The sequence below is a fragment of the Halomonas sp. XH26 genome (assembly GCF_024138895.1).
Taxonomy (GTDB): Bacteria; Pseudomonadota; Gammaproteobacteria; order Pseudomonadales; family Halomonadaceae; genus Vreelandella; species Vreelandella alkaliphila.
Window position 1 is genome coordinate 1,892,698 of the sequence record NZ_CP071889.1, and the last position, 20,398, is coordinate 1,913,095.

Genomic DNA, 20,398 nt, shown 5'->3' on the forward strand with positions numbered 1-20,398 from the left:
GATAAGCAGTGCCCTTTGATAAGCCATTCTTGCTTATGGCCCATTTAAATCAACTGCTTATGAATGTATTTCTTTTTGACAGGTATGTGATTAATGACACAGGGACGCAGCATCCGGCTATTTCTAGTGGATGGCACGCCCAACGGCTTGCTTACCGCTGAGATTATGAACTGGACCGGACACGTGCTCACCGGCCCACGCACCAAGCTGACAGAGCTAGTGCAGCGGCCCGAGTGCGGCCGCACCGGTATCTATTTTCTGGTGGGGCCTGACCTGGAAGGCAGCCCACGCCCACAGGTGTATATCGGCGAAAGTGATGATGTGGGAACACGACTAAAACAGCATAACCGGCCAGAAGATAAAGGCGGTAAGGACTTCTGGGAGAAAGTCTGTTTAGTGACCAGCAAGGATCAAAACCTCACCAAAGCCCACGTCAAATATCTGGAAAGCCTGCTGATCCAGTCAGCAGGCGAGCTAGGGCGCTGCAAGCTGGTCAATGGCACCGCGCACGAATACATCAACCTGCCAGAATCCGACCGTGCTGATATGGCGTTTTTTGTCGAGCAGATCCGTACCGTACTGCCGGTACTTGGGCTGGATTTTTTGCGAGGTCGGCCTATGCCATCTCACCCACCGTCGATATTAAAACCGTCGCCAGCTGCCTCTCCAAAGTTTGTAGCAGAAGTACCTCGTTACGGTATTAAAGCCTACGGGCAAGAACTGGACGGTGAGTTTTACGTGCTGGAAGGTTCTATCGCGAGAGGTACATGGACAGGTGTTGATGGTGGTTACCAAAGCCTCTATCAGCAGCTATGTGATGAAGGAGTGCTGGTTGAGGACGAGAACAAGGTGAGACGTTTCGCCAGCGATTACGCCTTTACTAGCCCGAGTGCCGCTGCTGCAGTGGTGTCAGGTCGAAGTGCCAATGGCCGAATACATTGGAAATTGGAAGGCACTGGCCAGACATATGGGGCTTGGCAAGATCAGCAAGTAAGTGCTGCTGCCTCAATGTCCAAGGAGGGCTAACATGACTCCGCCACAGCAACATCGTGATGCTGATATCCAACAAGCAATTGACGATTATCTCCTGGCGCGTCAGGCCATTCTAAAGCTAGGGCGTGAGGTGCCGGGTCGTATTGGTGGAAATGACAACATCATTGGCCGTATCGGTGAGTTTATCGGCCTACGCTTTTTAGAAGCACTCGGCCAAGAACCCGTCATGATGACGGGTAGCTCAAACCCTGGTTTCGATCTTATAGAAGGTGATCAGCGAACCCAGATTAAAGCAATTACCCATGAAAATAAGCGCGGCCGCAGCGTTCGTCTCACACCGGGTTGGACGCAATTCGTATTGATGGAGCTAGGTGAGCATTACACGCCCGAGCGGATTGGCTTGCTTACCTCGACACAGCAAGAGATAGCATTAGCGGATAACTTTGCTAAAACTGCTACCCCGATAGTTAGTCTCACGATGCTTGGGCCTAAAGGGCTCATTAGCCGCTATGGTCGCGTTTATAACCAAGACGAGCTTAGCGCTCTAATGGTTTGAAAAGCGTTTCTTCGAGCTTTGGCGTGAAATTATTCACCCAAGTTGTGGGCCTGGGAAAGGGTAAGCCTTAAAATTTATAGCTAGCGGCTCGTTTCGTTGAGCCGCCAGTTGCAATTTACAAAGCTTTAATTTCGATAACCCAAATCCGGAAAGTGGCATCGGCCACAGTGTCGTAATCTCGATTGATAAATGGTGTAAGGGGATCACTGTGAATTATTTTACAGCTCACCCCCTCGATGCCATCTAATTCTTCGAGTATTACCTGCTTTGCCTTTTCTAAGCGTGAGCCGCCCTTGGGGCATTTACGGGTTAGAACCAGGTAGTTTGTTTCCAGGCTTTTGTGGCCTGCGTGAAAGCACACTCTAGCTAAGCGTTTTATGTCTGGGCGGAGAGAATCCAACTTGGCGCCACGTTTGAATTCGATTACATGGGCGGGACGTTCTCGCTTGTTGTTGTAAAGCACTAAGTCAAAACGGCCGTTGTGACGAATATCTGGATCAGCACGCAGTGACTCGGCCTCTTCGTGCCAGAGATGAGCTTTCTTGAAGGTTCGTTTGACCTGAGGTTCCAACCGATAGCCGAAATCAAGAAAATTATCCGCGAAGTAATCGGCCACGCGCATCGCCATATAATACTCCGGCATGCGGTTCAACGATGTCCCGCATAGCTGCAGGGCGCTTTCATGGGCACGTACTAAGGCGTCTACAATGGCCTGGCGTCGGCTGTTAGGTGAGGATTTGATCAAGTGCTTGCGCCTTCATGGTGGTTTTTGACAACTATTGGAATATATCGGCTAGGTCGAATATAACTTAAGCTATTAATTCAATGGTGATATTAAGCGAGGAAACCAGTTGAAGAATCCAGCCAAAGTGCAAGAGCAGCTAATCTCGTCGACGCCGCAGGCTTGCTTAGTTGCCTTTCACGATGCGATATATGCCCAGGCCGAACTAGAAGCCAAGAGCAACATGTTTGAGATGGTAGGCCCATTAGCAATGAGAGACGATCACGATGCGATCATTTCAACTGCTCAAGCAAACCTTCGCGCTGTGGGCTATTCAGAGGCTGAACAAGTAGCGGTATCGCTTTTAATGCTATTGGAGGTGAAGCAACTCAGCTTCGATCATTTGACCAATGCGTTTGGTAAAGATATCGCTAACTTGGTGGAAACCAGTCGAGCGATAGGCGAGTCTGGCAATGTCGATGATTGGTATGCCTCGCTGGAAAAGTTTGCCCGCATGCCACCCAATTGCCAGACGGTCCGCATGGCGCTGCTGCTGGGCGTTATCGAGCGAGGCATCGAGCCATGTTCTCCCCACGAGTACTGGTACGAAGAAGCCCTTGCGCTACCCAATGCGCACCCGGGCCTGCGCCAAAGGGTTATTTCCCGGTTAGAAGAGAATTTAATTGGTTAACATCTATCCCCTAAGCGTCTGGCGTTCTTTGTGCCTGAGCGATCGCTAGCAGCTGTGAAACCGACAGAAATAGCGTCACATTAATTTGCGAAATACCAAAAAAATCAGCACGATAGTTCCTAGCTACTTGTAAGGTTCTAATAATAAGGTGAATCATGGAAACGAGTGCTATGCAGGCGTTGTTAGATAAAGCACGCTGTCTAAAACAACCCGAACGAGAGCGGACCCTGTTTGATACAGGGGCGCGGGGTTACTTTGATACTGACAACAGACTTGCTCGCTTTCTTTCCGCGCAATAGTCATGGAGAGTGAAAATGGCTGATAGCAGGGAAGCCCAATTTCAACAAGACATCATCGACGCCATGGCCACCGGTGGTTGGGCAGTGGGCACTGCCAGCGGCTATGACCGTACCACAGCACTTTATACCGAAGATCTGCTGGGGTATGTGCAGGAAGCCTGGCCCGAGCGCTGGGAGAAGTTCTGTAAGGCTAACCCGCAAGCATCTGAAACGGTGTTTGTGCAGAAAGTGGTACGCGAGCTGGAGCGAGCAGGCACGCTAGAGGTGCTGCGCCATGGCTTCAAGGTGCCGGGGGTGTCGTTTGACCTGTGCAGCTTTAAGCCCGACCACACCATGAACCCCGAGGCGCTTTCTCGCTATCGTGCCAACCGCTTGCGCGTGGTGCCGGAAGTATCTTACTCGCCCCATGCCCAAGACAAAGCCAGTGGCGGCCAGAGCTACAACCCACGTTTAGACTTGGTCTTGTTTGTAAACGGTATTCCGACCGCAACACTGGAGCTAAAAAGTGAGTTCAAGCAGTCGGTAGAAAGCGCCAAGCGCCAGTACCGCAATGACCGCCCGCTGAAAGACCCCATCACGCGCAAGATCGAGCCGCTGCTGGCGTTTAAGCGCGGCGCGCTGGTGCATTTTGCCGTTAGCCAAGCAGAAGTGGCGATGACCACCAAGTTGGCGGGCAAAGAGACGTTCTTTCTGCCGTTCAACCTGGGCAGCGAAGGCGGCGGTGCCGGTAATCCACCCGCAAAAGATGACAATAGCTACGCCACAAGCTACTTGTGGGAGCGTGTGCTATTGCCGGATGCATGGCTGAAGATTCTCGGGCGCTTTTTGCACCTGGAGCAGAAAACCACCGAAGACTTTCACGGTCGACGCAAAACGAAAGAAACGCTGATTTTCCCGCGCTACCACCAATGGGAAGTGGTTAATCAGCTGATTGAGACCACCCAAGCCGAAGATGGCGGCCAGCGCTATCTAGTTCAGCACAGCGCTGGTTCGGGTAAATCCAACTCGATTGCCTGGCTGGCCCACCAGCTCGCCAACCTCTATGACGAAAGCGGCCAGCACAAGCGCTTCAACTCAGTGATTGTGGTGACCGACCGCACCGTGCTGGATAGCCAGCTGCAAAACACCATTTACCAGTTTGAACATGCCCATGGCGTGGTCTGCCCGATCACCCGCGATGTCGGCAACCAGAGCAAATCTGAACAGCTGGCGGAGGCGCTGGCGAGCAATACCCGCATCATCATCGTCACGATCCAGACCTTTCCTGCGCTGTTCGATGCGCTGGATAAGCGGCCTACGCTTGCCGAAGGTCGCTATGCGGTGATTGCTGACGAAGCTCACTCTTCACAAGCGGGTGATTCTGCGCGCAAGCTCAAGGCGCTGTTAGCGGCTGCTGGCGAGAGCGCGGAAGATGATGAGGAAATCAGTGCAGAAGCAATGCTGGATGCAGCCGTGTCTACGCGTCGCCCTAATGAGCGCATCAGCTACTACGCCTTTACTGCCACACCCAAAGCCAAAACATTAGAACTGTTTGGCCGTGTGCCAGACCTAAGCTTGCCGCCAAGTGCGGACAACAAACCTGAGCCATTTCATCTCTACTCAATGCGCCAGGCTATCGAGGAAGGCTTCATTCTTGATGTGCTGCGCAACTATGTGACTTACAGCACCGCCTGGAAACTGGCCCATTTAGAAGATGAAGAGCAGGAAGTAGACGCCAAGAAAGCCTCCCGTGCATTAGCCAAGTGGGTGCGCCTGCATCCTTACAACATTGCCCAGCGCGTAGAGGTCATTGTTGAGCACTTTCGCGCCAATGTGCGCCACCTGCTAGATGGCCAAGCCAAAGCGATGGTGGTTACCGCCAGCCGCCAAGAGGCGGTGCGCTACCAGCTGGCTATGCGCCAGTATGTGGAAGCTCAAGGTTATAGCGACGTGCATCCCTTGGTGGCGTTTTCCGGCAGCGTACCGGCCGATGAAGTCATTCCTGAAGAAGTCAGCGAAACCAGCAAACTGCTGAACCCCGGCGTGCGTGGGCGTGATTTAGCGGCGGCGTTAGATACTGACGACTTCAACGTGATGATCGCCGCCAACAAATACCAGACCGGCTTTGACCAGCCCAAGCTATGCGCCATGTACGTGGATAAGAAACTACAGGGCGTGGATTGCGTACAAACGCTCTCGCGGCTGAACCGTCTGTTTCCCGGCAAACAGACGTTTATTCTCGATTTCTTCAATGAACCACAAGAAATTTTAGAAGCGTTTGCGCCGTATTACCGCAAAGCAACCTTGGCTGACGTTTCCGACCCGCAGGTGGTGTATGACCTTAAACGCACATTGGATGCTAACGGCATTTATCACTGGCCCGAGGTGGAAGCGTTTGCTACTGCTTTCTTTGACCCTAAAGCACCCGCCTCACGATTAAGTTACTATTGCCAGCCTGCTCAAGATCGTTTCAAAAAGCGTTATGAAATCACTGTAGAGCAGCAGCAGACGTGGAAAGATGCCCGATATCAAGCTGAGCAGCAAGGCGATGATAAAGGCTCAAAGCGTGCTGAGCAGGAGCTGGAAGACGCAGGCAAGACCCGCGATGAGCTTGATCTGTTTCGTAAAAACTTACAGAGCTTTGTACGCACCTATGAATTTCTGAGCCAGATCATCCACTTCGATGATGCTGAATTAGAACAGCTGTGTGTGTATGCCAAGCACCTGTATCCCTTGCTACGTATTGACCGGTTATTAATTGACGACCCTATTGATGTCAGCGAGCTTGAGCTGGACAGTTACCGGCTGACCAAGCGCGCCGAACAGCGCCTCTCGCTTGAAGAGGAGAGCGGTGACTATGGCTTGAAACCGATTTCAGATGTTGGCTCCGGCAAACCCCATGACCCCGAAACTCAACGCCTTAATGAGATTATCGAGCGTCTGAATGACCTCTACGGCGCAGATATTAGCGATGGCGATAAGCTGCATTTTGCCAATGGCATTGCTGACCGCATTGAGCGTGATGATGCTGTTATGGCTCAGATTAATCACCATGATGAAACCCAAGTGATGCACGGGCTGTTTCCCAAGCGCGTCACTGACGCCGTGTTAGATGCCATGAACGACCATGAAAAGCTCAGTATGCCGTTGCTGGAGAGCGAAGAAACCGGTAGACAGTTTGCGCTGCTTATCCTGAAGCTGCTTACAGGTCGGCAGCTTGATGGTCGAATCTAGCGTATGATGATGAACTCAAACGTGATGGATTCATCACGATACTGCATAGATTTTACTGCCTGCGTAAGGTGGGTGATTTACATCTCATGGGCTGGAGGACACAGTGAATGGCTAAAGTTGGCTACCTCACGCACCTAGAAATTAATGGTTTTCGCTCTATCGAGTCTACCTCGCTAGAGCTCAAGCCACTGAACGTGCTCATTGGCCCTAATGGTGCGGGGAAGTCGAACTTCATCAATTTTTTTCGCTTCATGAATAAGCTGCTTCAAAAAGATTTGCAGCTATATGTAGCGGAACAGGGCGGAGCGGATGCGCTGCTTCATTTTGGCCGAAAACAGACTCCTACGCTTTCAACGTACTTGCGCTTTGATCCAAACAGCTATGGGGCAACCTTGATTCCATCGCAAGATGGGCGGCTAGTCTTTAAAGAAGAGTTTTGCGAGTTTTTTGCTGACGCCATAGGCTTTTCAGGTGGCGACAAAAAAAAAGCGCTTGCTAAGCCTGGTGCTGACGAATCAGCCTTGCCAGCACCGCAGGGTATGACTATTGCAGGTAATGTGGCTAAGCACATTTCTGACTGGAAGGTATATCACTTTCATGATACCAGCAGCAGTGCGCCTATGAAGCAGGCGGGAGAGCTGTTAGATAATGATCGCTTACGCGAACAGGGTGAAAACTTAGCGGCCTTCCTTTATGACATTCAGACCCATAACCCAGACATCTATAAGCGAATCGTGTCCACGATCCAGCGGGTCGCGCCGTTTTTTCACGATTTCATACTGGCACCTGAACGGCATAACGACAGTAAAATTCGGCTGCGTTGGAAACATAAAGGCAGCGACGCCTATTTTGATGCGCATGCGCTTTCGGACGGTACGCTGCGCTTTATTTGCATGGCTACTTTACTGCTACAGCCCAGCCTACCTTCCCTGATATTGCTAGATGAGCCTGAACTAGGATTGCACCCGTATGCCATACAGCTATTGGGTTCCATGCTTAGGCTGGTTAGCCAATCAACTCAAATTATTATCTCTACGCAGTCAGTATCGCTGGCTAATGAGTTTGGCGCTGACGATGTGGTCGTCGTTGAACATCACGAAAATCGCTCAACCTTTAAGCGTTTAGATGCGGGCGCGCTAGAAGCATGGTTGGATGATTATCGCTTAGGAGATCTTTGGGAGAAAAATCTGCTGGGAGGTACGCCAGCATGATTCGATTGGGTATTAGTGTTGAAGGGGCAACGGAACGTGAGTTTGTGACGCGGGTATTGGCACCGGTATTGGCACATAGCAACGTTTTTGCGTATCCCATTGATATGCATGGGCGTGTTTCGCTTGAGCGTGTTGAAAAAGAGCTTAGCAAGCTTCTTGCGATGTTTGACCATGTGACCACATTCTACGATTTCTATGGATTTCATAAACGGCCAGAGGGTAGTGTTGATGCGTTAGAAGCAGCGATCAACGATTTGATACCAGCCGATAAACGGCATCGATTCACGCCATACATTCAGCAGTATGAATTTGAAGCGCTGGTACTCGCAGTTCCCGACCGTGCAGAAAGTGTCATTGGCGTTAGTGGCCTGGGCGATAAGATCCGTCAGATAGTTGATCAGTGTGGCGGGGCTGAACAAGTCAACGATGGTTATGACACCTGCCCCTCACGGCGTATTAAAGCGATTGCCCCTCAGTATGATAAAAAATTCCATGGCCCAGTTACTTTAGAAGATGGTTTGCAGGAGGCGAGGGCAGCTTGCCCTCGCTTTGATGCTTGGCTGACTGCTATAGAACAGCTCAGAATAAAAATATGACTAAATAAAATTTAATTCTGGCCGATAGTTTCATTGCAGCATTCAAAAGCTAAAAAAGGATTTGCAATGAAATTAGCAAATGCTTTATCAGTTTCGTTCGTGATTGGGTTGGCGACTGTGCCTGTTACAGCTAATGCCTACTTTGGTGAGCCTGGTACCTGGGCAAGTGGTTGGGGCCAAGGAACGGCAGAATATATGGCGGTAAGTTCTGACGGCTCTGCTGAGTTGTACATTGCGTGTAATGATGAAAACCCAGTCAGCATGACGCTGACTATTGACGGTATCGCTTATGGGAATGATCGTCAGGGTGAGTTCAATCTCGTATTGGATGGTTATGAAATATCCAATCCACATTTCACCAATTCACGCGCGCACGCTGAAGGGTTCCTTTATGCTTGGGAGCGCATGCGTAAAGCCACAAGTATTATTGCTGTGACAGACGATGGTAAGCGTGTGGAGCTTCCAAGTCGTGGCTCTGCGGCAGCACTGCCAAGCGTTGACTCTCCTGCGATGGGCTTTTACACGCAATTCTACTCGTTCTAAATGATTTTAGGCGCTGCCTTAAACAGCGCCTAACTGTTACAGTTGATCACTCACGTGATGTAATTCGCCCATTCCTGCATCATTGCTCTCCGCTTTTCAAATAGATCTCCACGTCGATAGGCGGCTTCCACTTTATTTTCAATGGCATGTGCTAACGCCATTTCAGCTACATCCCTAGGATAGCTCGTTACCTCGCCTGTCCAATCCCTAAAGCTTGAGCGGAAGCCGTGGGGTACATAATTGCCTTTTTCACCACTAGGCCCGTAACCAAGCCCGCGCATAAATTGCAGAAGCGACATATTGGATAGCGGTCGACCCGCTTTCATACCTGGGAAAATAAAGCTATTGCCTCTCACGCGAGGGAGGCTCAACAACAGATCCAGTGCCTGCTTAGATAGTGGCACCCTGTGCTCACGATTCGCTTTCATACGTGTGGCGGGTATCTGCCAAGTTGATTTTACTATGTCGATTTCATGCCACTCAGCATTGAGTACTTCTGACGTGCGAGTAGCGGTCAATATGAGGAGCTGCAGCGCCTTAGAAGACATGCTGTTGTAATGCTGAATTGAGTTCATAAACGCCGCTACTTGCTCGTAAGGCATGGCAGGGTGGTGATTCACCTTTTGAACCCTCGACGGCTTAGCTAGGAGTTTGTCGAGATGGCCACGCCAGCGGGCAGGGTTAACCGGGTCGCGATATTCATGTGCCGCTGCGAAGTCTAATACGTTTTCAATACGCCCTTGTACACGCTTAGCGGTCTCGTTTTTGACCGTCCAGATAGGCGTTAAAATCTTCAATATGTCCTGAGTTGTGACTTCCTCTACAGGGAGGTTTCCTATCACAGGGCGCACGTATGTTTTAAGCGTGCTTACCCATTGACGCGCATGTTTAGCATTCCGCCAGCTGCGGCGGTGCGACTGGATATAGCGTGCTGCGCAGTGCGTAAACGTTACAGGCGCAATTTCTTTTTCAGTTCTCTGCTCACGAGCTGCTAACGGGTCGATACCCTGCTTAACGAGCTTACGTTGCTCAGAAGCTACATCTCTTGCCTCAGATAGAGATGTATCTGCATAGCTACCAAGACCCATATCTCTCAGCTTGCCATCCCAGCGAAAACGGTAAATCCAGCTTGCGCCGCCACCTTTACCAATTTTGAGGTACAGCCCATCCCCATCATTGGTCATGCCAGGGTTTGATTCCCTGACCAGCTTTTGTACGCCTTTTGTTGTCAGTTTTCCCATAGCCGCTATCCCCGTAGTAGGTTTTCAGCGTACCATATCCCAGCCCATACTCCAGCCCATACTTAGTCTCTGTTTTACGTAATATAAGAATGGATGGGACTGGACTGTTTTAGCTATTTTCTTATTTTAAATCAGTGGATTAATGGAAGGCATTGGATGCTGTTGGATATTTAATATACGGACTGTCCCTCCGCCACCTCGATTATAAAGCCCCGTTTTTACGGGGCTTTTTTCGTTTCTAGGCTTTCTTTTTCCTTCCTAGCAGCGCCTCGATACTCTCCATCGGTTATTTAACGTGATGAGAACGTGATCGAACTTGGCTACCGCGTCTCTTGCCCGGTATGGCGTAAGGTGCGTATTTCACTCGGTCATGTTGAGAGAGCTGACCTAAGCAAGCTGTTAGTGAATATCAACCGCGCCCGTAACCAGGTCAACGAGTATGCCTCATTGAAAATTCAGCTACTAAGAATTCGTTGGTAAAAAAAGCCATTGCCGTTTGAGTTTTTTTCAATCGCTTAAAGTCAAGCTATCTCTTTTAATTTGTAGCTTAAAAGCTACAATGCATTATGACTGAACTTGCCCACTACCTTACCGCTGATGGCTATGACCCTTTTCAAGCCTGGCTGGTTGCCACTAAGGCTAAAGATCGTCAAGCCGCCATGCGGGTGCTAACACGCCTTAACAGGCTAGCGGCAGGTGGTACCAAGACAGTAGGCGATGGGGTGTGAGAGCTGTGCATTACCATGGCCCTGGCTACCGCGTTTACTACGCCAAGGTAGGGGCGCGCTTAGTAATGTTGTTAATAGGTGGTACCAAACAGCGCCAGCAGTCTGACATCGAATAGGCAAAAGCGTTTTTGGCCGACCACAAAAGGAGAATACGTCATGAAACGTCATGATGAAGCAGTTATTGAGATGCTGCGCACTGACCCCGGTATAGTTCTGGACTACCTGCGAACAGCGTTTGATGAGCTGGACGAAGAGGGGGGAGAGTCAGCCTTCCTGATGGCGCTGCGTCATGTCGTTGAAGCTCAAGGTGGAATGGCGCTGGTAGCAGAACGTGCCAAAGTATCACGCGAAAGCCTTTATCGCGCCTTGTCCCCCAAGGGCAACCCAACACTTCGAACTATGACCGCGGTGATTAAAGCCACAGGCGTTAACTTCCGCGATCTTACTCATCAAGCGCCAGCAAACTAAAACCACTTAAAAGAAGTGTATCGAAGCGCACGAAGCTATGAAATATCAAAAACTGCACATAATTGGTGGTCCGGGAAGCGGAAAGTCATATATTGCTAGAAGGCTTTCAGAGAAATATGGTCTGCCCCAGCACGATTTAGATGACATATTTTGGGACCGAAACCATACGGATTACATCAGGTCTAGCGACGAGGCACGGCAAAGAAACTTAGAGTCAATCCTGTCGAATGACACCTGGATAATTGAAGGGGTCTATTATAAATGGCTAGAGAAGTCCTTTGAGGGCGCCGATAAGATAATTGTTCTCAATACGCCAGTGTTGCTGAGGCAATGGAGAGTTCTGCGGCGCTATTTGGGCTACAAACTTTCACGTAGCCACGAAAAAGACGAAACGTTTGCAAACCTTATTGAACTGATATCTTGGAACCAAAAGTACGACCGGGACAATCTGGTACGGTTTTATGCATTTTCCAAAGCTCAAGCTCATAAAATAGTAGTTTGCAGCAGTTTCTCTGAGGTAGAACGAGCAGTTAATGCATAACCAAACCATCAATTACGCTCCCTTCGGTCGTAGAACGCTCGTTCCTCGCGCCGTTTATGGTGGGCATTAGCCGGAAGCAGTGGCATCAAAGGGATCTATGAGAACCAGAGAAGCGGAAGCAACGGACCTAGAAGCATTATTGGTACTGAATGAGCAAATAGGTACTTTACATTTCGAAAATGCACCAGAAGCATTTACAAAGCCTTCCGCCGCTGACAAAGAGTTTTTAAAAAATGCTCTGAGTGATAAGTCAAGGCTGTTTTTGGTAGCAGAAGTAGAAAGTAGAGTTGTCGGATTTCTAACGGCAATAATCACTAAAAACGAGACAATACCGTTTCTAGTTAGCTGTCCGGTTTGTCGTGTAGGGACGATAGTCGTTGATGAAAAGTATCGTGCTTCAGGCGTTGGCACAAAACTTATGTCGGCATGTAGCAAGTGGGCTGCCTCGCAAGGCGCGGAGCAAATCAGGCTAGAGGTTATGGCCTTTAACCAATCAGCACAAAAGTTTTATCAGAAGCTAGGTTTTAAAGATCACTCCCACATCATGTGCAAACTTATCGGCTAATAAGTGGTTCAAACCGTTCGCTTCGCTCACTACTCCCCACGGCCTATTCACTCATAACGTTACATCGAAGCGCTCTCAAGCGCTTTTTTAGTTGAGTGAGATGTGGGGTGATTTTTTGTGACAGGTTTCGCTTCCTAAGCTACTGTCATCTTAAGGATTGTGAGTGATTGCGATGGACTGGTTTCGACCTTAAGTCACGTTGAGTAGCGCTAAAAAAGGGAAGTAAGCATGTTTAAAAAAACCAATTTATTCTCTATTTCGACCGCTGTAGCGCTTTCTCTGCTGCTAGTTTCCTCTACGCTGGCCAGTGAGGCCAGTGAGGCCAGTGAGGCCAGTGAGGCCAGTGAGGCCAGTGAGGCCAGTGAGGCCAGTGAGGCGAATGGAGTGTATAGCGAGACGGCAACAGGGATGGTTGAGCTCGTTGTTCAAGCAATCTGTGATGGTGATATAGAAAGGCACCTTGGGATGCATCAACGGAAAATTGAGCCGGATCCCTATTATGAAGAGAAATTTTCTGTCTTCCATGAAGCATGTAACGATGCGGGTATTGCGGAGATTGAAGTAACCTCGGATTTTGATGATGACGTCATGCAAGAGCAGAAGCGACGGTATTTAATTGACGCGAATATTGTGATGGGAGACGGGGCTGTTTACACAACGTCGATTCGAGTGGCTTGGGGCTCAATCCAGGGGGCAGAAGGCAGCGAGCCCGTTGAGACGTGGAGATTAGCTGGGCTAAGTAGAGTACAAGTACCCATTCTTAATGAAGCACTGTCTCGGAATTAGATTTAGATTTAGATTGTTCTCTACTTAATACAACGACCCCAGGGGTAAGCGTAGCGTGTTATCCCTGGGGTTATAGTTGTTGAGATAGTGACAGATCTTAGATCTTGATGTCGTAGTCGACGTATTTGTTCATTAGCTCGTCGTAGGTACCGTCTTGCTTGATTTCTCGCAGTGCCTCATTGAACTGCTCCGCCAGGGCTTCATTGCGAGGATGGAAGGCTGCCGCCACGCCATGTCCGAAATAGTGCTTGGGCTCGCGGATCAGCGGCGAGCTGGTAACAATCCCACTGCCTTCAGCGTTAACTTCAAGCGATGACAGCGCTAGTGGGTAATACATAAAAGCTGCGTCTAAACGACCTGTTCTAATGTCTACCGCGAGATCTTCGCCTGTTGCATAGCGCCGTACGTCAACGAGATCGCCATAGGTGTCGGTGATGTACTCATCGCGGATGGTGCCACGCTGAACGCCTACCGATATGCCTTCAAGGGCGTCGTGATCCTCAATATCGATCTCTTTGCCTTCCTGAGTCACCCAGACACTAGGGTTGCTGTAGTAGGGTTCTGAGAACAGCACTTGCTCGCGGCGCGCATCGGTGATTGCCATTGAGGACATGATGGCGTCGTATTTGCGTGCTAATAAGCCGGGGATGATGCCGTCCCAGCCTTGCTCTACCCATTCGCACTCACGCTCGATGCGTCGACATACTTCTTCACCCAGCTCCACCTCAAAGCCTGTTAGGGTGCCGTCGGGCAAGCGATACTCAAAAGGCTCAAAGGGAACATCAACAGCGAGGCGAAGTGGATCGTCGGAGTAGGCTGGAGCGGCAAATAGCAGTGATGTAAGCGCCGTTGCTATTCCTATGTGACTGCGGGGCATAGACTTTCCTTTTTTCGTTTTTATATAAGGTGTTGATTAAGTAATTTTGCATGATTCGCGTAATAGGTAAAGTGCTTTATAAAGACTTGTTAAATGCTTCTGAGGAGTCAGGGCCTTTTGTCGTTCCTAAACACTTAGCTTTCGCGATTTAGCCGTTTGGCTTTATGACTTTGATCGTAATGGCCACTACTGTGCATGCCAGGGCAGGTAAAACAACGTCTAATACCGAATCCAGCGTCCAGCCACGCCAAACACCCTCAAATATGCCCACCGGTAATGTTTGCCCCCATTCCCAACCACGTTGAACGGCTAACCTGTATTCATGTTGTGCAATCTCACGTCCAAGCAACAGTGCTACCGCGATGGCACCGGTGACTCTTGCGTTTGCAAAAGGAAGTAGAGCCATTTGAATCAGCAGCGCGACAAACGCATGCTCTAAATGGGTAATATTCACATTAGGCTCCAATATGGCGTTCGTGTGGATAATTCAGTGTGCACTATAATGCTCATTAATTCTTTGTTGTGGTAATTATGTGCGCTAAACTGCTCATAAGTAATCCTTGGAAGAATTTTTGAGCACTTTACTGCGCATCAATAATTTCGGACATCTGCGGCTTTCGACATGGGTGATTCGTGAAGTTAACGATACAGGTTCATTTTGAACAAGCGTGGCATGATGCGGCTGAATTGTCGTTGCCTAACCCTGAGCAGGGTACTCGCGGGGAGTCTCGGCTGCGCTATGTGACTGACTATGCCGTTGAGTGGCTATTTCAAGATGACCTGCACGCTTGCAGTATGCGGTTGCCTATCGAGTTAATGCTGACCCATGAATCGCCACACTGGTTCGGTTTCTTGGAAGACATTATGCCGGCCGGAGCTAGCCGACGTTTTTGGGTGAATTATTTAGGGCTTCACGATTTACCCGTCGGGCAACAGGATGCTGAATTACTGGCTCGTGGCACTATCGCGCCGGTCGGCAACTTACGAATCAAAGAATCAGTGCCTGACCTCACCGTAAAGAAAGCCTTAGAGGAGCGACGGTTTCCGCTGCAAAGCGTTGTAGAGCGTCAGGTGGACTTTTTAGAGTATGCCCAGCAGATGGGGGCGGCCAGTGGTGGTGCCACTGGGGCTGGCGGTGAAGCGCCAAAATTGCTGCTCAGATTGACGAACGACGACCACGTTTGGATTGATACCTGGCAGGATGAAAACCATCGACCTGACCTACCCATGCTGGTGAAATTCCCGCGCGGTAGACGTTCAGCTGACGATTGCGACATCTTGCGCGCTGAATATCACTATTATCAGGAGCTTGCATCGTTAGGGGTGGCTACGATAGATACCGAACAGATGCGTTTGGTGGAGGGAGAGCGTTATCCATCCCTGTGGTTACCCCGTTTCGACATGCAGTACCTCGACGGCACTTGGGTTCGCTATGGGCTGGAGTCGGTCTACTCCTTGGTAGGCGCCGCGCCGGGCACCTTTCTGCATCATGGCGAAACAATCCGCCAACTGATTAGTTTGCTGAGCGCTCAATATCGCGTGCAAGAACAAGGCGCTGTTTTCGAGGGCGAGCGCTTTGCTTTGGAGTGGATTAAGCGTGATTTGTTGAATATTGCTTTCGGTAACTCTGATAACCATGGTCGGAATACAGCGTTATTGAAGCGCCTCGACAGCATTGAGCTTGCCCCCGTATATGACTTTGCACCTATGAAGGCTGACCCCGAGGGGGTGACACGAACAACGCAATGGGGAACGCCCCTGGAAGTTGGCGGGGAGTACGATTGGCGAGGAATTGCCGACACCCTGGCAGACGTTGTCGATCCAGAACGAGTGATGGAAGAGCTCCGTGCGCTTGCATTGAAGCTAGAGGGCGTCGATGAACGCTTGGCTGCCCGTGGAGTTCCACCCCGAATCCTTGACATGCCTGCAGTCGGCCTACGCACTATCAACACTCGATTCAAGCGCTGGGGGTTGTTATGAAGCGTTATTCTGATGATCGCGAAGAGGCCCTGGTGGCTCTGTTGAAACGTTTCTATGCGGGGGAAATCACCGATGGTGCGTTATTGCGTGCGTTACGCCGCGATGTGCTGGGGTTGAACCAAACACGTTATGCCGCTTTGGTGGGTATCAGTCGACGAACGTTATCGGATCTGGAAGGCGACAAGAACAATGTCACCCTAGAGGTTAAGAATCGTGTATTCCGGCCGCTAGGGTTAGAAGTGAGCTTGCTGCCGCGTAAGCGTGCTCTGTTGGAGCAAGTTTTGGCGTTCACCGAGTAACTTGTTTCCTTTTAATGCCCTGCCATTTCCTCAAATCTCTACTGGTTATGCTGAAATAGTTTGCTGAGTAAAGAGAGCGAAACAGGGCGTTTACTTGTGCAGTATTGGAGAACAATATAGGCCGTCTGTTCTAGATACTAATGAGAACAATATTTATTAAGGATGTGTTATGCCGATCTATACCAACATTGAAGACCTTCGTCGCCATTACGCCCGCCGTACACCAAAAATGTTTTATGACTACGCCGAGTCGGGCAGTTGGACAGAGCAAACCTTTCGTGAAAATACCAGCGACTTCCAGCATATTCATTTAAAACAGCGTGTTGCGGTCGATATGTCCGGGCGTTCTACGCGAAGTTCTATGCTGGGCGAAGATGTGGCTATGCCGGTTGCGCTTGCACCCGTAGGGCTAACGGGAATGCAATCGGCAGATGGCGAAATTAAAGCAGCACGGGCGGCTGAAAAACTTGGTGTGCTGTTTACGCTGTCGACCATGTCGATTTGCTCGATTGAGGACGTCGCAGAACACACTTCGCAGCCGTTCTGGTTCCAGGTGTATACCTTAAAAGATGATGATTTTATGCGCCGCTTGTTTGAGCGTGCCAAGGCGGCTAACTGCTCAGCTGTTGTGGTCACTGTCGATTTGCAAGTACTGGGGCAGCGCCACAAAGATCTCAAAAACGGACTCTCTGCACCCCCTAAATTGACCGCAAAATCGATTGCCAACATGGCGACGAAAATTCCTTGGGGTTTGGAGATGCTGAAAACCAAGCGTCGCTCATTTGGCAATATTGTGGGGCACGCCAAAGGGGTTACTGACCCTTCCTCATTGTTAGCGTGGACAGTAGAGGCCTTCGATGTATCGCTGGATTGGAAGCGTATTGCGCAATTTAAAACGTGGTGGGGCGGTAAGCTGATTGTGAAGGGCATTATGACCCCTGAGGATGCGCGCTGTGCCGTAGAGATAGGCGCTGATGCCATTATTGTTTCTAATCATGGCGGACGTCAGCTTGATGGAGCAATGAGCTCGATCCGGATGCTGACAAGTATTATCGATGAAGTGGGTGACGAGATAGAAGTCCATCTCGATTCTGGTATCCGTTCGGGCCAGGACGTGCTGAAAGCGTTGGCGCTGGGGGCTAAGGGAACCTACATTGGGCGTGCTTTTACCTATGGGTTAGGGGCTGCTGGTGAAGAAGGCGTCACCAGGGCGCTACAGATTATCCATAAAGAGCTTGATACCACAATGGCGCTATGTGGAGAAATAGACGTTAGCCGCTTAGGCCCTCATAATCTTTATGTGCCGCATGGTTTTGCTGATCCTACTGTCAAGCTTTAGAGCGCACTCAGTGAAGCCTACGTTATATCCAAAGTAATAAAAGAAGGGTGCCTAAATGGCACCCTTCTTTTTTTGTGACAAGCAATTTGTGACAAGCAATCAATAGATTAACTGGTAAAGCGTTAATGGTACCCTTCGCCCACTTTTACCTTGCCGCGGAATACCCAGTAAGACCAGGCGGTGTAGGTCAATACGATAGGGATTACAAACAGCATGCCGATCAGCAAAAACAATTGCGACTCCGGTGCAGAAGCGGCATCCCAAATTGTATAGTTGGGCGGTACGATAACCGGCCATTTACTGGCGATGAGACCAAGGTAAGTAAAGATAAATAGGCCCAGTGTTGAGACAAACGGTAAGCCTTCCTGCTGGCGTTTTACGGCACGATAAAGAGCTCCAGCGCAGACCATGGCAAGAATGGGGAACAGCCAAATTAGGTGGATCTGGTTCATCCAGCGGTCACGCACTTCTGGACTAACCAGCGGTGTCCACAGGCTAACAATGCCAAATACCACCAATACCGCTAAGAGTAATTTTGGTGTGATGCGATAGGCCCACTGCTGGACATGGCCTTCTGACTTCAGGATCAGCCACGTAGAACCAAGCAATGCGTAGCCCGCCATTAGTCCAAGCCCCGTCAATACAGTAAAGGGCGTCAACCAATCCAGTGCGCCACCGACATAGCGAAAGTCTTCGACAGCAAATCCTTGGATGTAAGCGCCGACGACCGCGCCTTGAGCGAAGGTGGCAATGGCAGAGCCCCAACAAAATGCGCGGTTCCACCAACGGCGGTTTTTCTTAGACTTGAAGCGAAACTCGAACGAGATGCCGCGAAAAATCAAGCCAGCCAGCATTAGGAAAACACCGATATAGAGCGCGGGCAAAAACACGGAATAAACTAAAGGAAAGGCGCCGAGCAGCCCTGCACCACCTAGTACTAACCAAGTCTCATTGCCATCCCACACGGGAGCAACAGAGTTCATCATCACATCGCGTGACTCTTCATCAGGCGCGAAGGGAAACAAAATCCCAAGCCCTAGATCGAAGCCATCCATCAAGACATACATAATGACGCCAAAGCCAATAATGGCAGCCCAGATGAGTGAAAGATCAATACTCATGTGTTGGCTCCTTCCAAATCATCATCAAAGGGGGTGTGTGCTGCTGATAGGGGGCGTTTCGGGCGTTCAACCTCGCCTTCAACTTCAGCCTGTGTTTCTTCTTTCATGCCATTGCGCACAACGCGCGTTAGATAATAAATACCGGTAAAAAACACCACGCTGTAAACAGCGATATAGCCAATCAAGGTAAACAGCGCCATACCGCCAGTAAGGGAAGGCGTTAACCCTTCCGCGTGAGTCATGACGCCATACACTAACCAAGGCGCACGTCCTGATTCGGTAACAATCCAACCACCCAGAACCGCAAGGAAAGGGGATGCAATCATGACGGTAAGCGTTTTTAAGAAAAGCGGGTTTTCATAGACACGCCCTTTACGACGCAGAAACAATCCAGTCAGCGCAACAGCAATCATCAGCAAGCCAATGCCTACCATGACGCGGAAAGCCCAGAATACAATGATGACAGGGGGCTGCTCTTCTATCGGTACTGCGTTAAGCCCCGGAACTTCACCATCGACATGGTGCGTCAGAATCAAGCTGGCAAGGTTGGGGATGCCAATTTCAAAATGATTGGTCTGGGCTTCTTTATCAGGAATAGCAAAAAGCAGAAGTGGCACATTGGTTTGCGTTTCCCAGTTACCCTCCATGGCGGCTACTTTCGTTGGCTGGTGCTCCAAGGTGTTCAGACCGTGAAAATCGCCGACTACCGCTTGTGCTGGCGCTAAGATCAGCAGTAACCACAAACACATGGATAGCGCTTTTTTGTTAGCTTCAACATCACGCTTGCGCAGTAAGAACCAAGCGCTAACCCCTGCAACGACGAACCCGCCGGTTAGGAAAGAAGCCATGCCCATGTGAACAAAGCGATACCAGAAGGAGGGGTTAAAGAGTGCTTCCATCCAAGAAGTGATATGAAACCGACCGTCGATCAGCTCAAAACCTGCAGGAGTTTGCATCCAACTGTTGGCAGAAAGTATCCAGAAAGAAGATATAAACGTGCCTACAGCAACCATGATGGCAGCAAATAAATGCACACCTTCAGGTACTTTATTGCGGCCAAATAACAGTACGCCTAGAAAAGCAGCTTCTAGGAAAAAGGCCGTTACTACCTCATAGCTGAGGACAGGACCTAAGAAGTTAGATGTGGCGTAGGCAAAGTTGCTCCAGTTAGTACCAAACTGAAACGACATAACAATGCCTGATACGACGCCCATGCCAAACACAACGGCAAACACTTTTGTCCAGAAGAGCGCCAAGCGATCCCAAGCGGGGTTTTCCGTTTTGTAAAACAGGCCATGCAGTAGTGCGATGTAGGAAGCCAGACCGATAGTAAACACCGGAAAAATGGCATGAAAAGAGACAACAAAAGCGAACTGCAGCCTTGAAAGCAACAGAGGATCTAATTCCATGGCGACCTCCTAGATCGTGTGGCATGAAAGTATTGAAAATCAGTAGTTGTCGCAGGAGCTATATTCTTAAAGGCTATGGCTATATTTCTTTAATCATTAATAATAGTAGTTGAAACCACTCTGCGACGTAAGTTGAAAGTATCTAATGATGCATGGCGTATTGTCGCATCTATGAGAACGCTGCACACAAGTGGCTTCTGCTTTAGGCGAGCCCCAGGGCG

At 49.8% G+C, this 20,398-nt stretch carries 22 protein-coding genes; 16 read left to right on the forward strand and 6 right to left on the reverse strand.

Annotated features, from left to right (window positions below):
* Positions 1–93 precede the first annotated feature (93 nt).
* Both J4377_RS08775 and J4377_RS08780 read left to right on the forward strand, forming a co-directional pair.
* Entirely contained in the window at positions 94–1,026 is a 933-nt protein-coding gene (locus J4377_RS08775) for a GIY-YIG nuclease family protein (RefSeq protein WP_253487933.1), read from the forward strand.
* 1 nt (position 1,027) lies between these two features.
* On the forward strand, positions 1,028–1,549 hold the full coding sequence (locus J4377_RS08780) for a hypothetical protein (RefSeq protein ID WP_083004150.1): 522 nt from the start codon (positions 1,028–1,030) through the stop codon (positions 1,547–1,549).
* A gap of 115 nt (positions 1,550–1,664) precedes the next feature.
* On the opposite strand, the gene J4377_RS08785 is transcribed toward J4377_RS08780, so the two are convergent.
* Positions 1,665–2,177 carry a hypothetical protein gene (locus J4377_RS08785; protein WP_156886211.1) on the reverse strand — a complete coding sequence of 171 codons (513 nt, stop codon included), beginning with the start codon at positions 2,175–2,177 and terminating at the stop codon, positions 1,665–1,667.
* Between the two features lie 223 nt (positions 2,178–2,400).
* Between J4377_RS08785 and J4377_RS08790 the strand changes: the two genes are divergently transcribed.
* From J4377_RS08790 to J4377_RS08810, 5 genes are all read left to right on the forward strand, one after another.
* Entirely contained in the window at positions 2,401–2,961 is a 561-nt protein-coding gene (locus J4377_RS08790; protein WP_083004157.1) for a hypothetical protein, read from the forward strand.
* Positions 2,962–3,275: 314 nt separating this feature from the next.
* Positions 3,276–6,473, forward strand: a complete 3,198-nt coding sequence (locus J4377_RS08795; protein WP_253487935.1) for a type I restriction endonuclease subunit R — start codon at positions 3,276–3,278, stop codon at positions 6,471–6,473.
* A gap of 107 nt (positions 6,474–6,580) precedes the next feature.
* Positions 6,581–7,684, forward strand: coding sequence for an AAA family ATPase (locus J4377_RS08800; protein ID WP_078087603.1), 1,104 nt, complete (start codon positions 6,581–6,583; stop codon positions 7,682–7,684).
* On the forward strand, positions 7,681–8,280 hold the full coding sequence (locus tag J4377_RS08805) for a DUF4276 family protein (RefSeq protein WP_253487937.1): 600 nt from the start codon (positions 7,681–7,683) through the stop codon (positions 8,278–8,280). Before J4377_RS08800 ends, J4377_RS08805 begins: the two co-directional genes overlap by 4 nt.
* A 66-nt stretch (positions 8,281–8,346) precedes the next feature.
* Positions 8,347–8,823 carry a hypothetical protein gene (locus tag J4377_RS08810; protein ID WP_253487938.1) on the forward strand — a complete coding sequence of 159 codons (477 nt, stop codon included), beginning with the start codon at positions 8,347–8,349 and terminating at the stop codon, positions 8,821–8,823.
* Between the two features lie 50 nt (positions 8,824–8,873).
* Here the strand turns inward: J4377_RS08810 and J4377_RS08815 are convergent, their stop codons facing one another.
* Positions 8,874–10,064: an integrase arm-type DNA-binding domain-containing protein gene (locus J4377_RS08815; RefSeq protein ID WP_253487940.1), complete on the reverse strand. Its 1,191-nt coding sequence runs from the start codon at positions 10,062–10,064 to the stop codon at positions 8,874–8,876.
* A gap of 306 nt (positions 10,065–10,370) precedes the next feature.
* Here J4377_RS08815 and J4377_RS08820 point away from each other — a divergent pair, with 306 nt between their 5' ends.
* From J4377_RS08820 to J4377_RS08845, 6 genes are all read left to right on the forward strand, one after another.
* Positions 10,371–10,544, forward strand: a complete 174-nt coding sequence (locus J4377_RS08820; protein ID WP_167541175.1) for a hypothetical protein — start codon at positions 10,371–10,373, stop codon at positions 10,542–10,544.
* 86 nt (positions 10,545–10,630) lie between these two features.
* Positions 10,631–10,792 carry a hypothetical protein gene (locus J4377_RS08825; RefSeq protein ID WP_231656915.1) on the forward strand — a complete coding sequence of 54 codons (162 nt, stop codon included), beginning with the start codon at positions 10,631–10,633 and terminating at the stop codon, positions 10,790–10,792.
* A 156-nt stretch (positions 10,793–10,948) separates the two neighbouring features.
* A complete protein-coding gene (locus tag J4377_RS08830) occupies positions 10,949–11,260 on the forward strand; it encodes an addiction module antidote protein (protein ID WP_038484152.1) in 312 nt (103 codons plus the stop codon).
* A 37-nt stretch (positions 11,261–11,297) separates the two neighbouring features.
* Positions 11,298–11,801: a hypothetical protein gene (locus tag J4377_RS08835; RefSeq protein WP_198349731.1), complete on the forward strand. Its 504-nt coding sequence runs from the start codon at positions 11,298–11,300 to the stop codon at positions 11,799–11,801.
* A gap of 97 nt (positions 11,802–11,898) precedes the next feature.
* A complete protein-coding gene (locus J4377_RS08840) occupies positions 11,899–12,366 on the forward strand; it encodes a GNAT family N-acetyltransferase (protein ID WP_038484158.1) in 468 nt (155 codons plus the stop codon).
* A 228-nt stretch (positions 12,367–12,594) separates the two neighbouring features.
* On the forward strand, positions 12,595–13,152 hold the full coding sequence (locus tag J4377_RS08845; protein WP_253487942.1) for a hypothetical protein: 558 nt from the start codon (positions 12,595–12,597) through the stop codon (positions 13,150–13,152).
* 97 nt (positions 13,153–13,249) lie between these two features.
* On the opposite strand, the gene J4377_RS08850 is transcribed toward J4377_RS08845, so the two are convergent.
* Positions 13,250–14,029: a transporter substrate-binding domain-containing protein gene (locus tag J4377_RS08850; protein ID WP_253487944.1), complete on the reverse strand. Its 780-nt coding sequence runs from the start codon at positions 14,027–14,029 to the stop codon at positions 13,250–13,252.
* A 148-nt stretch (positions 14,030–14,177) separates the two neighbouring features.
* Positions 14,178–14,483: a hypothetical protein gene (locus tag J4377_RS08855; RefSeq protein ID WP_038484167.1), complete on the reverse strand. Its 306-nt coding sequence runs from the start codon at positions 14,481–14,483 to the stop codon at positions 14,178–14,180.
* Positions 14,484–14,662: 179 nt separating this feature from the next.
* On the opposite strand from J4377_RS08855, the gene J4377_RS08860 reads away from it, so the two are divergent.
* The 3 genes from J4377_RS08860 to J4377_RS08870 all read left to right on the forward strand — a co-directional run bounded on the left by J4377_RS08860 (position 14,663) and on the right by J4377_RS08870 (position 17,647).
* Complete coding sequence (locus J4377_RS08860) at positions 14,663–16,009, forward strand: type II toxin-antitoxin system HipA family toxin (RefSeq protein ID WP_253487946.1); 1,347 nt, start codon at positions 14,663–14,665, stop codon at positions 16,007–16,009.
* The gene (locus J4377_RS08865) at positions 16,006–16,308 is read left to right on the forward strand and encodes a helix-turn-helix domain-containing protein (RefSeq protein ID WP_038484173.1); all 303 of its coding nucleotides are present in this window, start codon (positions 16,006–16,008) and stop codon (positions 16,306–16,308) included. Before J4377_RS08860 ends, J4377_RS08865 begins: the two co-directional genes overlap by 4 nt.
* Before the next feature lie 169 nt (positions 16,309–16,477).
* Positions 16,478–17,647 carry an alpha-hydroxy acid oxidase gene (locus J4377_RS08870; RefSeq protein WP_253487948.1) on the forward strand — a complete coding sequence of 390 codons (1,170 nt, stop codon included), beginning with the start codon at positions 16,478–16,480 and terminating at the stop codon, positions 17,645–17,647.
* Between the two features lie 122 nt (positions 17,648–17,769).
* Here J4377_RS08870 and cydB read toward each other — a convergent pair whose 3' ends face one another.
* Positions 17,770–18,768, reverse strand: a complete 999-nt coding sequence (cydB, locus tag J4377_RS08875) for a cytochrome d ubiquinol oxidase subunit II (RefSeq protein WP_253487950.1) — start codon at positions 18,766–18,768, stop codon at positions 17,770–17,772.
* Positions 18,765–20,177, reverse strand: a complete 1,413-nt coding sequence (locus tag J4377_RS08880; protein WP_038484182.1) for a cytochrome ubiquinol oxidase subunit I — start codon at positions 20,175–20,177, stop codon at positions 18,765–18,767. Before J4377_RS08880 ends, cydB begins: the two co-directional genes overlap by 4 nt.
* Positions 20,178–20,398: the final 221 nt, after the last annotated feature.

Bases quoted from the DNA above. Each gene is read 5' to 3' on its own strand.
- J4377_RS08775 (WP_253487933.1), top strand. From the start codon at position 94: ATGACACAGGGACGCAGCATCCGGCTATTTCTAGTGGATGGCACGCCC.
- J4377_RS08780 (WP_083004150.1), top strand. From the start codon at position 1,028: ATGACTCCGCCACAGCAACATCGTGATGCTGATATCCAACAAGCAATT.
- J4377_RS08785 (WP_156886211.1), bottom strand. From the start codon at position 2,177: ATGGCGATGCGCGTGGCCGATTACTTCGCGGATAATTTTCTTGATTTC.
- J4377_RS08795 (WP_253487935.1), top strand. From the start codon at position 3,276: ATGGCTGATAGCAGGGAAGCCCAATTTCAACAAGACATCATCGACGCC.
- J4377_RS08800 (WP_078087603.1), top strand. From the start codon at position 6,581: ATGGCTAAAGTTGGCTACCTCACGCACCTAGAAATTAATGGTTTTCGC.
- J4377_RS08805 (WP_253487937.1), top strand. From the start codon at position 7,681: ATGATTCGATTGGGTATTAGTGTTGAAGGGGCAACGGAACGTGAGTTT.
- J4377_RS08810 (WP_253487938.1), top strand. From the start codon at position 8,347: ATGAAATTAGCAAATGCTTTATCAGTTTCGTTCGTGATTGGGTTGGCG.
- J4377_RS08815 (WP_253487940.1), bottom strand. From the start codon at position 10,064: ATGGGAAAACTGACAACAAAAGGCGTACAAAAGCTGGTCAGGGAATCA.
- J4377_RS08825 (WP_231656915.1), top strand. From the start codon at position 10,631: ATGACTGAACTTGCCCACTACCTTACCGCTGATGGCTATGACCCTTTT.
- J4377_RS08830 (WP_038484152.1), top strand. From the start codon at position 10,949: ATGAAACGTCATGATGAAGCAGTTATTGAGATGCTGCGCACTGACCCC.
- J4377_RS08835 (WP_198349731.1), top strand. From the start codon at position 11,298: ATGAAATATCAAAAACTGCACATAATTGGTGGTCCGGGAAGCGGAAAG.
- J4377_RS08840 (WP_038484158.1), top strand. From the start codon at position 11,899: ATGAGAACCAGAGAAGCGGAAGCAACGGACCTAGAAGCATTATTGGTA.
- J4377_RS08845 (WP_253487942.1), top strand. From the start codon at position 12,595: ATGTTTAAAAAAACCAATTTATTCTCTATTTCGACCGCTGTAGCGCTT.
- J4377_RS08850 (WP_253487944.1), bottom strand. From the start codon at position 14,029: ATGCCCCGCAGTCACATAGGAATAGCAACGGCGCTTACATCACTGCTA.
- J4377_RS08865 (WP_038484173.1), top strand. From the start codon at position 16,006: ATGAAGCGTTATTCTGATGATCGCGAAGAGGCCCTGGTGGCTCTGTTG.
- J4377_RS08870 (WP_253487948.1), top strand. From the start codon at position 16,478: ATGCCGATCTATACCAACATTGAAGACCTTCGTCGCCATTACGCCCGC.
- cydB (WP_253487950.1), bottom strand. From the start codon at position 18,768: ATGAGTATTGATCTTTCACTCATCTGGGCTGCCATTATTGGCTTTGGC.
- J4377_RS08880 (WP_038484182.1), bottom strand. From the start codon at position 20,177: ATGGAATTAGATCCTCTGTTGCTTTCAAGGCTGCAGTTCGCTTTTGTT.